The sequence below is a fragment of the Streptomyces sp. NPDC016459 genome (assembly GCF_040632845.1).
Taxonomy (GTDB): domain Bacteria; phylum Actinomycetota; class Actinomycetes; order Streptomycetales; family Streptomycetaceae; genus Streptomyces.
In genome coordinates this window covers 442,051-455,396 of sequence record NZ_JBEYCR010000003.1, presented here as the reverse complement: position 1 = coordinate 455,396, position 13,346 = coordinate 442,051, and the positions used below count along the sequence as shown (strand labels likewise).

Below are 13,346 nucleotides of genomic sequence, written 5' to 3'. Positions count from 1 at the left end.
CATCGCATCCCCCGTACGTCCCCATCACATCCGAGAGAAGAGAGCCGACGATGACCATCTTCCCCGGCGGACGGCGCAGAGCCGCCCTCGCCCTCGCCCTGTCCGGTGTCCTCGCCCTGACCGCCACCGCCTGCGGTGACGACGGCAGCGGCGCGGGCGGCGGCAAGGGCACCGAGGGATCGGGCAAGGGAAAGATCACCTTCTGGGACAACAACGGCGGTGTCCGCACCGACATCTGGAAGGAGATCATCGCGGACTTCGAGAAGGCGAACCCCGACATCGACGTCGAGTACGTCGGGATCGCCTCCAAGGAGGTCCAGTCCAAGTACGACACCGCGATCCAGGGCGGTGGCCTGCCGGACGTGGGCGGCGTCGGCGCGGCGATGCTCGCGGGGATCGCCGCGCAGAACGCCCTCGAGCCGCTGGACGCCCGCGTCGAGGCGAGCTCGCTCAAGGGCAAGCTGAACACCGCCATGGTCACGAGCGTCACGGCGGCGGGCGGTCAGGACAAGCTGTTCACCGTCCCCACCTCCGCCAGCAACGGCGTCCTCTACTACCGCACCGACCTGTTCAAGGCGGCGGGTCTGCCGGAGCCCTCCACCTGGTCGAAGTTCTACACGGCGGCCGAGAAGCTGACGGACACCGACAAGAACCGCTTCGGCTACACGATCCGCGGCGGCGCGGGCTCGATCGCGCAGGCCCTGGACGCCATGTACGGCCAGAGCGGCATCACCAGCTTCTGGAACGGCGAGAAGACCACCGTCAACGACCCGAAGAACGTGGCGGCCCTGGAGAAGTACGCGGGCCTGTTCAAGCGGACCACCCCCGCCGCCGACGTCAACAACGACTTCACCAAGATGGTCGCGCAGTGGGACAGCGGCGAGATCGGCATGCTGAGCCACAACCTGGGCTCCTACCAGGACCACGTGAAGGCGCTGGGCACGGACAAGTTCCGGGGCATTCCCAACCCGACCCTCGACGACGGCACCCGGGTGCAGGTCTCCAACCCCGTCGACGGTCTCGGTCTGTTCTCCACGAGCAAGAACAAGGCGGCCGCCTGGAAGTTCATCGAGTTCGCGGCCTCGCACGCCTCCAACAGCAAGTGGAACAAGTCGGCCGGCGCCATCCCCGCGAACACGGACGCCGCCAAGGACCCGTGGCTCCAGGAGTCCGAGCCGACGAAGCTGGGCGCGGAGGTCCTCTTCAGCGGCGAGGCCACCATCGTGGAGCTGCCGTACTACCTGCCGGACTGGAACACGATCTCCAAGGCCGAGAACGAGTCCGGCTTCCAGAAGGTCCTGCTCGGCACGTCCACGGCCAAGGCGTTCCTCGACCACCTGGCCGAACAGCTGAACGCGGCGCAGGCCGAGTGGCAGCAGCAGAACTCGTGAGCGTAGGCCGCCGCGCGGTGGTCACGGCCGGGGCGGGCCTCGCGCTCGCCCTGGCCGGGGCTCCCCCGGCCCGTTCCCAAGGACACCCCCGTATGCGCACCCTCTTCCTCGCGGGCGACTCCACGGCCGCCCAGAAGTACGCCGACGCGGCGCCCGAGACGGGGTGGGGCATGGCCCTCCCCTTCTTCCTGCACCGGGGCGTACGGGTCGCCAACCACGCCGTCAACGGGCGCAGCACCAAGAGCTTCCTCGACGAGGGGCGCCTCGACGCGATCCTGACGGCGATCCGCCCCGGCGATCTGCTCCTGGTCCAGTTCGGCCACAACGACCAGAAGGTCGCCGACCCCTCCCGCTACACCGAACCGTGGACCACGTACCAGGACAACCTGCGGGTCTTCGTCGAGGGCGCGCGGGCCCGGGGCGCCCTCCCGGTGCTCGCGACCTCCGTGGAGCGGCGGAAGTTCGATGCCGACGGCACCGCCCTGCGGACGCTGGGCGCCTACCCGGCGGCGATGCGGGAGACCGCCCGCGCGTCGGACGTCCCGCTCCTCGACGTCGAGGCCCTGTCGCTCGCGCTGTGGCACCGGCTCGGCCCCGAGGCCACGAAGCCGTACTTCAACTGGACCCCGACCGAGCAGGACAACACCCACTTCAACCCACGGGGAGCGATCGAGGTGGCCCGTCTGGTCGCTGCCGAACTGCTCCGCACCCATGTCCTCGCGCCACGTGAGACGCGCCGCCTGGACGACGACATCCCCACCGACCTGATCACCTGGCCCGATGCCGAGGAGAGCCGTCCATGAATCGACGCAAGCAGCTGGGAGTGGTGGCCGCGACCGCGCTCGCCCTGACGGTCACCGCCCCCGCGGCCGGCGCGCACGCCGGTCACCGGCCGGGCGCCGACCCGGCCCGCGCGACCCTGCCGGCCGGTGACGGCTGGGCGTCCACCGGGACCGGCACCACCGGTGGGGCCGCCGCCGACGCCTCCCGGGTCTTCACCGTCACCACCTGGGAGGAGTTCCGGGCCGCGCTCGCCGTCCCGGGCACCGAGCCGAGGATCGTCAAGGTGGCGGGCACGCTGAACGCGACCGCCGCCGGCTGCGCCGCCTTCGAGGCCCCCGGCTACGACTTCGCCCGCTACCTCGCCGACTACGACCCGGCCGTCTGGGGGTACGAGACCGAGGTCAGCGGTCCCCAGGAGGATCTGCGGGCCGCGTCCGCGACCGCCCAGGGCCAGGCGATCAAGGTCAAGGTGCCGTCGAACACCACGATCGTCGGGGTCGGGAGGCACGCCGGGATCACCGGTGCCAGCCTCCAGGTGCAGGGCGTCGACAACATCGTGATCCGCGACCTCACCCTGGAGAGCCCGCTCGACTGCTTCCCGCAGTGGGACCCGACGGACGGTGCGACGGGGGCGTGGAACTCCGAGTACGACAGCCTCGTCGTGTACGGCTCCACCCATGTGTGGATCGACCACAACACGTTCACCGACGGCGCCCACCCGGACAGTTCGCTGCCCTCGTACTACGGGGAGGTGTACCAGCAGCACGACGGCGAGCTGGACGTCGTGCGCGGCGCGGACCTCGTCACGGTGTCCTGGAACGTCTTCACCGACCACGACAAGACCCTGATGATCGGCAACAGCGACAGCGCGGGCGCCACCGACCGGGGGAAGCTGCGGGTCACCCTCCACCACAACCTGTTCAAGAACGTGATCGAGCGGGCGCCCCGGGTCCGGTTCGGCCAGGTCGACGCGTACAACAACCACTTCGTGGTGCCGGACGCGGCCTACGCGTACAGCCTGGGGATCGGGCAGGAGTCCCAGCTGGTCGCGGAGAAGAACGCGTTCACGCTGGCCCCGGGCGTGCCGGCCGGGAAGATCCTGAAGAAGTGGAAGGACGCGCCGGTCACCACCGTCGGCAACTACGTGAACGGCAGGCCGGTGGACCTTCTCGCCGTCCACAACGCGCAGTTCCCCGAGGAGCTGCTGCGCGCCGACGCGGGCTGGACGCCCGTCCTGCGCACCCGCGTCGACCACCCGAGGGCCGTGCCCTGGCTCGTCGGCCTCGGCGCGGGCGCCGGCCGTTCCCGCTGAGCTCCCACCCTCCAGGAGGACCCGCATGCCCCCGTACCCCACCGGAGCCGTCCCGGGACGCCGCTCCCTGCTCCTGGGCGGCGCCGGAGCCGCGCTCGCCCTCGCCCTGCCGGCCGCGCCCGCGGCGGCCTCGCCGCTCCGGCGCCCGTTCGGCCGGTTCGGTTCGCCCGCCGACCGGCTCACCGGGCGGACGCTGTACGTGCATCCCGGCGGTCTCGGCGACCACACCACGGTCCAGGCCGCGGTCACCGCGGCCGACGGGCCCGGCTGGACCCTGGTGCTCGCCCCCGGGACGTACCGGGAGACGGTCGCCGTCGGTCCGTCCCGTACCGGCATGACCTGGATCGGCGCGAGCGGGGACCCCCGGGACGTCGTCGTCGTGTACGCCAACGCGGCCGGGACGCCCCGGCCCGAGGGCGGTACGTACGGCACCTCCGGCTCCGCCACGACCACCGTCCAGGCCGACGGCTTCACCGCCCAGGGGGTCACCTTCGCCAACGACTTCCTCCGCACCGACCTGCCGGGGAACCCCGGCACCCAGGCGGTCGCCCTGAAGGTGCAGGGCGACCGGTCGGCCTTCTTCCACTGCCGGTTCCTCGGCCACCAGGACACCCTGTACGCCGACTCCACGGCCCTGTCCGCCTTCGCCCGCCAGTACTTCGCGCACTGCTCCGTGGAGGGGGACGTCGACTTCGTCTTCGGCCGGGGCACCGCCGTCTTCGAGCACTGCCACTTCCGGACGCTGTTCCGCCCCGACCTGGCGTCGGCGCCGCACGGCTTCGTCTTCGCCCCGTCGACGGCCCGCGCCAACCCGTACGGCTTCCTCGCCGCCCGCTGCCGGGTCACCAGCTCGGCCCCGGACGGCTTCTACAAGCTGGCCCGGCCGTGGGTGCCGAGTTCGGACCTCACCGCCCGGCCGTCCCTCGTCGTCCGGGACAGCGTCCTCGGCGCGGGCGTCGACGCGGTGACCCCGTACGCGAACATGCGGGAGACCTTCCCGTGGCAGGAGCAGCGTTTCGCCGAGTACCGCAACACCGGTCCGGGCGCGCGGATCGGCGTCCCGGCGAACCGTCCCCAGCTCACGGCCGCCGAGGCGGCCACCGTGACGGCGGCGGCGTACCTGGGCGACTGGGTCCCCCGCCGGCCCTGCCCCTGACGGGAGCACTCCACCACCGGGCCCCTCCACGGGGTCCGGTGGTCTTCCCGTTCTACGGGCGCAGCAGGGGGAAACGGGCGTCGGCCCACAGGGCGCGGGGAGCCGCGGGGACGTCGTCGGCGGGAGTGTCGTCGGTGCGCCATGTCCTTGCGTGGGTGCCGGAGTCGTCGACGGCGGGCCAGCCCGGGTCTCCGGTGGCGGCGAAGTCGGCCCAGGCGCGCACCATGCGGTGGGCGAGGCCGTGGTCCTCGGGGGTGGGGGCGCCGCCGATGAGGAAGGCGATGTCCTCGCTGTCGACGTTGCCGAAGGCGAAGGGGATGTCCGCGCAGTGCCAGGCCCGCACGTCCCCGTCCTGGCCGGTGCGGCGGCGGTCGAAGCGCGCGAGGAACGTCCGGCCGCCGGCGCGGGCGTGCAGCTCGGCGAGCCGGTGGGCGTACTCCGCGAACAGGAGGTCGCCGAAGACGGCGAGGTAGACGTCGAGCACCGGCGCTCCGGGCAGCGCGGCGCGATAGCCGGCAACCAGACCGTCGGGGAGGCCGAAGTCCTCCGCGAAGCGCGCCAGTTGTCCGTCGGTGGTGACCTTGGCGCTGCTGCCGACGGCGTCAAGCAGCCAGTACTCCTCCGTGGTGTGGCAGACCAGGAGGTCCACTCCCGTGCTCAGTCCCGCGGCCATCCCGGTGAGGGGGTCGGTGGGCAGGACGTCCCCGTCGAGGACGGGGGCGTAGAGGGAGGGGTCGTAGTGCCGGGACCCGGAGGCGGGGTCCCTCCGGTAGGCGTCGACCACCTGGTCGGAGGCGAGGACCAGGGCCTGCGGGGTCGCGGCCGCGAGGCCGTCGGGCGTGGCGGGGCAGCCCGCGGCGGCGGCGACCTCGCGGGTGGTCGCGGCGGCGACGTCGAGCGGGTGGCAGGGACTGGCGGGGCTGTGGGCGATGGCCCGGCGGAACAGCCCACGGGCGCGGTCCATCACCATGAGGCAGGCGACCGAACCGGCCCCGGAGGACTGTCCTGCGACCGTCACGTTGTCGGGGTCGCCGCCGAACGCGGCGATGTTCTCCCGGACCCAGCGCAGGGCCGCGACCTGGTCGAGCAGGCCCCGGTTGTCCGGATGGCCGGTGGTCCCGTCGGCGGGGACGTGGCCGAAACCCTCGAAGCCGACGCGGTGATTGAAGGTGACCACGACCAGACCGGCGCGGGCGAGCGCGTCGCCGTCGAAGTCGGGCTGGGCCGACGAACCGAAGGTGTAGGCGCCGCCGTGGATCCAGACGAGGACGGGCTGGGCGCCGCCGTCCGGGGCCGGGGTCCAGATGTTGACGGTGAGGATGTCCTCGTCGCCGGGTGACCACACGGGCGAGCCGGGCAGCTCCGCCGACTGCGGGGCGACGGGGCCGAAGGCGGTGCAGTCCCGTACTCCGGTCCACGCGGGCGCGGGAGCGGGCTCCCGGAGCCGGTGGACGCCGAACGGCGGGGCGGCGTAGGGGATGCCGAGCACGGCGACGACTTCGGCGGAGGTCCGGAAGCCGCGCACCGCGCCATGTGTCGTCCTGAAGATGTCCATGGCGTAAGCGTGGCATCGCGGTCACGGACGGCGCCAACACCAGGATCACCACGATTCACGCACGGGTGATGTCAATACGAGGGTACCGGCGGGGACTTCGGCTCCGGCAGCCGGGCGCAGCGGCGGCAGGCGCGCGCCGAGGTCGCCACCGCCGCGTGGGAGGCGGCCGCGAGGGCTCCGGCGCAGGCGAGCAGCGGCCAGTTCACGGCGAGGGCGGCGGCGGCGGCGAGGGCCAGCGTCGTGACCGCCATGGCGACGCCCGCGGTGGTCCCGGTCCAGGCGACCACCAGCGGCAGTCGGCGCGGCGTGGGCAGCCGGCGGGCGAGGGGGCCGGTGACGGCCAGGGCCGCGGCGGCGAACAGCGTGGCGACGACGGCGACGCCTGCCGCGTTCACGGCCAGGAGTCGTGCGGCGTGGGAGACCGGACCGGACGGATCGGGACCGGGGGCGCCCGCCAGGTACCAGCAGGCGATCAGGAAGGGGACGGTGAGGGCGACGGACCGGGCGGTGTGCCGGGCCTGGGCGAGGGTCAGTTCCCGCTGGCAGCCGGGCACGAGCTCGTCGACGGTCCCGAACTCCCGTACCGCCGCCCGGAACGCCTGCCGGTGGGGCAGCCCCCGGTCGGCGTGGGCGTCCGTGGTGTCCAGGAGGCCGCCGCGGATCTCCTCGACCATCCGGGCCTTGGCGCGGGCCGGTCCGTGCAGGGCGGCCGTGAGGTCCGCGACGTACTCCCGGACGGGGTCGGTGTCGTCGTGGCCGGGGGCGTTCACGTGGCGAGCCCGGGCGGCGGGGTGGCGGGGTTCAGGACCGAGCCGATCGCGGCGGTGAACTCGTTCCACGCCGTCCGTTCGCCGGCCAGCGTACGGCGGCCCGCGTCGGTCAGCTCGTACGCCCGGCGGCGCCGTTCGCCCGAGGACTGCCAGCTGCTGCTCAGCAGCCCGGTCCGCTCCAGCCGGTTCAGCGCCGGGTAGATCGTGCCCGTGCGCAGTTCGAGCACGCCTCCGCTGCGGCTCTGCACCGCGGCGATGATCGCGTAGCCGTGCAGCGGGCCCGGTTCGAGCACGGCGAGCAACAGTCCGTCCAGGTGCCCTCGCACCGCATCCGCCTTCATGAGTAGGCAGCCTACCCAATGAACCGGTAGGCAGTGTATGTATTGGTGCCATACATATTGGCAGCCAATATATTGAGCCGAGCCGGAGGCCCGCGCCGTGACCAAGTTCCTGCTGTCCGTCCACGTTCTGGTGGCGATCCTGACCGTGGGGTCGATCACCGTGGCCGCGTCGATGTTCCCGCGCCACGCGCTGCGGGCCTGCCGCGGCGAGACGCCGGACGGCGGCCCCGAGGGGCTCGGGACGGCGGTCCTCCTGCACCGCGTCTGCTCCGTCTACGCCGTCGCGGGGGTCGTCGTGCCGGTGTTCGGGATCGCCACCGGCGCCCGGCTCGGCGTGCTGACCGACGCCTGGCTGATCGCCTCGCTCATCCTCACCACGATCGCCGCGGCCCTCCTCGGGCTTGCCGTGCTGCCCGGCCAGCGACGCCTGCTCGCCATGGCCGAGGGCCCTTCGACCGAGGAGGAGGCGCGGCCCACGGCGACCCGTCTGGCGATGCTCACCGGCGTCTTCAACGTCCTATGGGCGGTCGTCGTCGTCCTGATGATCGTCCGGCCCGGCTCCACCACGGGCGCGTGACCGCACCCCCGCGGGTCACTTCGGGGAAGTCGCCCCGAAGTCGCCCCGAAGCGTGGACCGGCCGCCGTCGGGGCCCGTCAGGACGACGGTGTACGTGTCGGCCGAGGCGTCCCGTACCCCCTCGGCGTGGTTGTACTGGCCCGCGAAGACATGGGGGCCGGGCGGAACCGTGCGGCCCGGCCGGAGGGTCCAGCGGTAGACCAGGGCCCCGGCCTCCTCGGCCACCGTCACGGTGAAGTCCTCGGCGGGGCGGGTGCGCCAGTGGCCCGTGCTCACCACACCGGGGGTGCGGGCGACCCGCAGCTCGACGGTGAGCCCGCCGACCGGGGTCTCCGTCGTCACGGCCAGCTCGCTCTGCGCCCACCACCGGTTGCCGGCCGGGTCGACGGTGGCGCCCACCCGCGCCACCGGGCCGGGCGCCGGCACCGCCGTGGCGGGTCCCGCCGGCCGCTCCCCCAGGGTGGTCGTCGCGAGACCGCCGAGACCGACCAGCCCGGCGACCGCCGCGGTCACGGCCACGACCGCCGTCATGCGCCGCCCGCTCCACCGGCTCGCCGGCCGCGGCGGCCGGCCCCCCGGAGCGGGCTCGGCGAGGCCGCGTTCCACCCGGGCGAGGATGCGCGCGCGGTCGGGCCGGTGCGCGAGCGCCGCCTCCCGCAGCTCGCGACGGAGCCGTGTCTCGTCCATCAGTGCCTTCCCGCGGCGAGTTCGGATGCGGCCCGGGGACCGAGCGACCGCTGGAGTTCCGCCATGCCCTTGGCGGTCTGGCTCTTGACCGTACCGACCGAGACGCCGAGCGCGAGGGCCGTGTCGCGCTCGGACAGGTCGAAGGCGTGCCGGAGCACGACACAGGCGCGCTTGCGGAACGGCAGGGCCCGCAGCGCCGCCCGGACGTCGAGGACGGCGGGCACGTCCGGGCCCTCGGTGTGGTCGGGGCGCCGGTCCCAGAAGGCGGCGATACGGCGCCGCTCACGGACGGTGCCCCGGATCCGGGTGCGGACGAGGTTGGCGACGACGCCCCGGGCGTAGGCGGCGGGGTGGTCGGCGGCGCGGACCCGGTCCCAGCGGTGCCAGAGGGCGAGCATGGCGTCGGCGGCGAGGTCGTCGGCGGCGTCGGTCTCACCGGTCAGCAGATGGGCGAGCCGGGCGAGTTCGGCGTAGTGGCGCTCGAAGAAGTCCCGGAATTCCGCGGCCCTTTCGCCGCCCTCAGTGTCCGTCGTGATCACGCCGGTCCTCGGTGCGGGCGGAGGGGGCGCCGGGCCCGGCCGGACCCGTGCTGGCGCGGGCGGTGAGCCGGGGGGCGATGAGTTCCGTGCCCCGGGGGTCCTGTCCCGAGAGGCGTCGGACGAGACGCTCGACCGCGAGCCGCCCCATGTCCTGCGCGGGTACGGAGACGGCGGTCAGCGGTACGGAGGCGTGGACCGCGACCTGGTCGGGGCAGATGGCGACGACGGAGACGTCCTCGGGCACGGCGCGCCGCTGCTGGCGCAGGAGCGCGAGCAGCGGTTCGACGGCGGCCTCGTTCTGGACGACGAGGCCCGTGGTGCCGGGGCGTTCCTCGAAGATCCGGGTGAGGGCGGCGGCGACGGCCGCGTAGGTGCCGTCGACGGGCCGGTGGAGCAGCCCGACACCGTGGGCGCGGGCGGCGGCGCGCAGCCCGGTGAGGGTGCGGGCGGCGAAGCCCGTACCCCGTGCGTACACGGCGGGCGGTTCGCCGAGGACGGCGATCCCGGTGTGGCCGAGGCCGGCGAGGTGGTCGACGCAGCGGGCTCCCGCGGCCTCGAAGTCCAGGTCGACGCAGTCGAGTCCGGCGGTGTCGGCGGCTTCGGCCGACTCGGTGGGGAGCCCGATGAGGACGGCGGGCCGGCGGGCCTCCCGGAGGCCCGGGAGCCGGGGGTCGTCGATCCCGACGTCCATGACGATCATGGCGTCGGCGATGGCGCTGCCCTCGACGCGGCGGACGGCCTCGGGGCCCTCCTCACCGGTGAGCAGGAGGACGTCGTAGCCGTGGGAGCGGGCCGTGGTGGTGACGGCCATCGCGATCTCCATCAGGACCGGTACGTAGAGACCGGTGCGGAGCGGCATCATCAGGGCGAGGATGCCGGTCCGGCTGCTGGCCAGCGCGCGGGCGCCGGCGTGCGGCCGGTAGCCGAGGGCGTCGATGCTGTGCTGGATCCGCTCGCGGGTGGGCGCGGATATGGAGCGTTTGCCGCTCAGCACGTAGCTGACGGTGCTGGCCGACACCCCGGCGTGGCGGGCGACATCGGCGAGGGTGACCACGTGCGCGCTCCTCGGCAGTCCCGGTGTTCCGGGCGTCCGGTGCCCGTCGGTGATTCGAACCCTGACCCTAAGCGGCCGCTCGGCGGGCTGTCCAGGCGGGTTCGGGTCAGGACAGCGGTCAGGACCGGGCGGTCCCCTCGCGGGGCCCGCCCGGTCTCGTCGTACGCGGAGCTCCTCCGTGCGGGGCGGCTGCTATTCGAGCAGTTCCGCGTACGAGCCCATGGCCAGGGCGATGTCCGCCTGGGCCCAGAACCGGTGGTACGTGAAGACGGGGGCGGCGCCGCCCGCCAGGTAGGCCTCGATCTTCGGCCAGGCCGGGTCGTCCTGGTAGAAGCTGCGCATCGAGGCGAAGGTGGAGGTGTTGTTCACCGTGTCGCCGTTCGGCATGACGCCGGTCCAGCCGCTCGGCACGTACACCGGGTCGTCGAAGCGGTTGTAGTCGGCGCGGGTCTCCTCGACGGCGATGCCCAGCGGGTCCTGGTGGTGGTCCCACATACCGTCGAGGAGGGCCTTGGCGACCCGCTTCGCCTCCGCGTGGCCGGACTTGGCCGCGTAGTAGGTGAGGGTCTTGGCGTAGGCGGCGGCGACACCGACGTCGTTCGTGTAGTCGGCGACGGTGACGTGCAGGCCGGCGTTGGCGCCGGGGTTCGCCGCGTTCCAGGTGTCGGGCTTGCCGGACCACTGGAGGGTGGACGGGATGCGGTAGGTGCCGTCCGGGTTGATGGTGGTCTTGGACAGCGCCCAGGAGACCCACTTGTCGAGGACGGTCTTCGCCTCGGCGTCACCGGTCTGCTGGTAGTACTCGGCGACCCGTTCCATGGACCAGGCCTGGAAGCCGAACCACTGGTTGGACGCGGGGTCGTGGTAGACGGGCTTCTCGTCGTAGTACAGCCCGTGGAAGGTGGGGGTGCCGGCCGGCGGGGTGGCGTAGCGGCCCTGCCAGCTGTTGGTGGCGCCGCCCGCGATGGCGCCCTCGTCGGACTGGAGCCAGCGGTAGAACTCCAGCTGCCGGTCGAGGCTGGTCGCCCAGTCCGCCTGTCCTGTCGCGGACTTGGGCTTGAGCGGGGCGTAGGAGCTGAGGGCGTAGGCGGCCAGCGGGTTCTGGTAGCCGCCGTGGGCGTGGCTGGATCCGATGCGCCAGGACCAGCCGGCGGAGGTGTCGGTGGCGCCGCCCCAGGCGTAGTACCAGGACATCAGGTAGTGGGCGCTGTTCTTGCCGGTGCCGGCCGGGCAGGCGGTCGGGCCGACGCAGTTCCCGGCCTTCTTGAAGTACTTGTCGAACATGGCGTACCGCAGGTAGTCGCCCATCTTGGCGGCCTTGCCGACGGTCGCTGACACCTGGGTGCCCTTGCCCTGCTGCTTGGCCCAGAGGTCGGCCCAGTAGGCGGCCTGGACGGCGCGGGCGTCGGCGTCGGGGGCGTTGGTGAACTTCCACTGCTTGGCGTAGGAGGCGTCCCCGGTGAAGAGGTCGAGGTAGCCGTTCTTCCCGCCGTAGGTGAAGTTGTCGCAGGTCGGGTGGGTGACGGTCTCCCAGACGGACTCCTGCGGGCCGCGCTGGAAGGTGTTGATGTACGAGGGGCCGGTCGCCGTCGGTCCGGCGGAGCACTTGCCGGGTTCGTTGCCGAAGCCGTAGACGTTGTCGACGTCCTGGATCCAGTGCATGCCGTAGATGTCGTCGGTGCCGTAGGCGCTCTTGAGTTCCGCGGCGATCGGGTCGGGACCGGAGGTGACGCCGGAGTCGAGCCGGGCCGGGTACTGCGAGGGCAGGTCCCACTCGGGGGCGTACGTCGCGGGCTTCGAGGCGTTGTAGGAGCCGGTGGTGGGCGTGTCGGCGTGGGTGGGGATCATGAACTTCTCCATGGTGTCCCAGGCGCCGTTGAACTTGTTCCAGTCACCGGTGATCTTGCCGTACATGGCCTGGAGCCAGATCAGGTAGCTGTACGCCTCCGAGGTCGTCTCGTGCCCGTGGTCGGGAGCCTCGACGATCAGGGTCTCCACGGAGTGGTACGGAATGCCCTCGGGCGAGAAGTAGCCGTTGGCCGGGTTGGTGATCTTCCCGTGGAGGTCGAGGAAGCGGGCGTCGTACGTGGAGTCCGCGGCCAGCTGGGCGACGGTGACCTCGGCCCTGGTGTGGCCGGGGGCGGACGCGGTGAAGACGGCGGAGCCGGTGCCGGTGGCCGCGGCGGCGACGGTCACCTTCTGGGCGGTGTTCCAGTTCGCCGGGGTGAAGGTGAGCGCGGCCGGGGTCGCGGTCAGGTTGGTGTTGCCGGAGGTACGGGCGACGCTCACCGTGACGTTCGCGCTCGGGGCGGTCGACAGCTTCAGGTCGAAGGTGCCGGTGGTGCCCTGGCGGACGCCGAGCTGGGTCGGGGAGGCGACGAGCGCGGGTCCCGCGGCGACGGTGATGCCGACGGGGGCCGACTCGGCGGAGGCGCCGAGGCTGTCGTAGGCCTTGGCGTAGAGGGAGTGGGCGCCGGCGCGGAGGCCGGCCGCGCTGTGGGTGAAGGGCGCGGTGGTGTCGGTGGCGAGGAGCGTGGTGTCGTCGTAGAACTCCACCTTGGCCACGGTGGCGCTGTCGGCGGCGGCGGCGGTGGCGGCGAGCGGCACCGGGTCGCCCTGGGTGTAGACGGCTCCGGCGGTGGGGCTGGTCAGGACGGTGACCGGGGGCTGGTGGGCGCCCGTGCAGGGGGCGCCGTTGACCGCGAAGGAGGTCGGGGCGGTGTTGGTCCCGCTGTAGGTGAACTGGGCGCCGGTGGTGACGGCCGCACCGGCGGCGAGGGTGCGGTTCCAGGACGCGTTGGTCACGGTGACGTTTCTTCCCGACTGCGTCCAGACGCCGCTCCAGCCGTTGGTGAGCTTCTGGTCACCGGCGTAGGAGTAGGTGAGCGTCCAGCCGTCGAGCGCGGTGGCGGCCCGGTTGGTGAGCGTGAGCTCGGCGGTGAAGCCCGAACCCCAGTCGTTGGTCTTGTAGTCGACGCTGCACTGGACGGCGGCGGCCTGGGCGGTCGTGGCGGTGGTGGCGCCGACGGCCAGCAGGCCGAGGGGGAGGGAGAGCGCCGCGGCGAGTGCGGTCAGCGGCCGGCGTGGGCTCGTTCTTGGTCGTAGGCGTGGCATGCGGGTGGTTCTCCTCGCGGCTCGGGAGGTCGGGGGGAGCGAAGAGCGCGGTAGGTGCCTGGAGACA

At 72.9% G+C, this 13,346-nt stretch carries 12 protein-coding genes; 5 read left to right on the top strand and 7 right to left on the bottom strand.

The window, feature by feature from the left end; genetic code table 11:
- Positions 1-50 precede the first annotated feature (50 nt).
- The 4 genes from ABZ567_RS12230 to ABZ567_RS12215 are packed head-to-tail and all read left to right on the top strand — an operon-like array spanning position 51 to position 4,642.
- Entirely contained in the window at positions 51-1,391 is a 1,341-nt protein-coding gene (locus ABZ567_RS12230; protein ID WP_360787458.1) for a sugar ABC transporter substrate-binding protein, read from the top strand.
- Positions 1,388-2,194: a rhamnogalacturonan acetylesterase gene (locus ABZ567_RS12225; protein ID WP_360787455.1), complete on the top strand. Its 807-nt coding sequence runs from the start codon at positions 1,388-1,390 to the stop codon at positions 2,192-2,194. The genes ABZ567_RS12230 and ABZ567_RS12225 overlap by 4 nt, the downstream gene beginning before the upstream one ends.
- A complete protein-coding gene (locus ABZ567_RS12220; RefSeq protein WP_360787452.1) occupies positions 2,191-3,486 on the top strand; it encodes a pectate lyase in 1,296 nt (431 codons plus the stop codon). Before ABZ567_RS12225 ends, ABZ567_RS12220 begins: the two co-directional genes overlap by 4 nt.
- A 25-nt stretch (positions 3,487-3,511) precedes the next feature.
- Positions 3,512-4,642, top strand: a complete 1,131-nt coding sequence (locus tag ABZ567_RS12215) for a pectinesterase family protein (RefSeq protein WP_360787449.1) — start codon at positions 3,512-3,514, stop codon at positions 4,640-4,642.
- Between the two features lie 52 nt (positions 4,643-4,694).
- Here the strand turns inward: ABZ567_RS12215 and ABZ567_RS12210 are convergent, their stop codons facing one another.
- The 3 genes from ABZ567_RS12210 to ABZ567_RS12200 all read right to left on the bottom strand — a co-directional run bounded on the left by ABZ567_RS12210 (position 4,695) and on the right by ABZ567_RS12200 (position 7,308).
- The gene (locus tag ABZ567_RS12210) at positions 4,695-6,197 is read right to left on the bottom strand and encodes a carboxylesterase family protein (RefSeq protein WP_360787446.1); all 1,503 of its coding nucleotides are present in this window, start codon (positions 6,195-6,197) and stop codon (positions 4,695-4,697) included.
- 71 nt (positions 6,198-6,268) lie between these two features.
- Entirely contained in the window at positions 6,269-6,967 is a 699-nt protein-coding gene (locus tag ABZ567_RS12205; protein WP_360787444.1) for a permease prefix domain 1-containing protein, read from the bottom strand.
- The gene (locus ABZ567_RS12200; protein ID WP_360787441.1) at positions 6,964-7,308 is read right to left on the bottom strand and encodes a helix-turn-helix transcriptional regulator; all 345 of its coding nucleotides are present in this window, start codon (positions 7,306-7,308) and stop codon (positions 6,964-6,966) included. The genes ABZ567_RS12205 and ABZ567_RS12200 overlap by 4 nt, the downstream gene beginning before the upstream one ends.
- 97 nt (positions 7,309-7,405) lie before the next feature.
- On the opposite strand from ABZ567_RS12200, the gene ABZ567_RS12195 reads away from it, so the two are divergent.
- Complete coding sequence (locus tag ABZ567_RS12195) at positions 7,406-7,885, top strand: DUF2269 family protein (protein ID WP_360787438.1); 480 nt, start codon at positions 7,406-7,408, stop codon at positions 7,883-7,885.
- 15 nt (positions 7,886-7,900) lie between these two features.
- Here the strand turns inward: ABZ567_RS12195 and ABZ567_RS12190 are convergent, their stop codons facing one another.
- The 4 genes from ABZ567_RS12190 to ABZ567_RS12175 all read right to left on the bottom strand — a co-directional run bounded on the left by ABZ567_RS12190 (position 7,901) and on the right by ABZ567_RS12175 (position 13,279).
- Entirely contained in the window at positions 7,901-8,572 is a 672-nt protein-coding gene (locus tag ABZ567_RS12190; RefSeq protein ID WP_360787435.1) for a hypothetical protein, read from the bottom strand.
- The gene (locus ABZ567_RS12185) at positions 8,572-9,108 is read right to left on the bottom strand and encodes a SigE family RNA polymerase sigma factor (protein WP_360787656.1); all 537 of its coding nucleotides are present in this window, start codon (positions 9,106-9,108) and stop codon (positions 8,572-8,574) included. The genes ABZ567_RS12190 and ABZ567_RS12185 overlap by 1 nt, the downstream gene beginning before the upstream one ends.
- Entirely contained in the window at positions 9,092-10,165 is a 1,074-nt protein-coding gene (locus ABZ567_RS12180) for a LacI family DNA-binding transcriptional regulator (protein ID WP_360787432.1), read from the bottom strand. Before ABZ567_RS12180 ends, ABZ567_RS12185 begins: the two co-directional genes overlap by 17 nt.
- A 192-nt stretch (positions 10,166-10,357) precedes the next feature.
- On the bottom strand, positions 10,358-13,279 hold the full coding sequence (locus ABZ567_RS12175; protein ID WP_360787429.1) for a glycoside hydrolase family 48 protein: 2,922 nt from the start codon (positions 13,277-13,279) through the stop codon (positions 10,358-10,360).
- Positions 13,280-13,346: the final 67 nt, after the last annotated feature.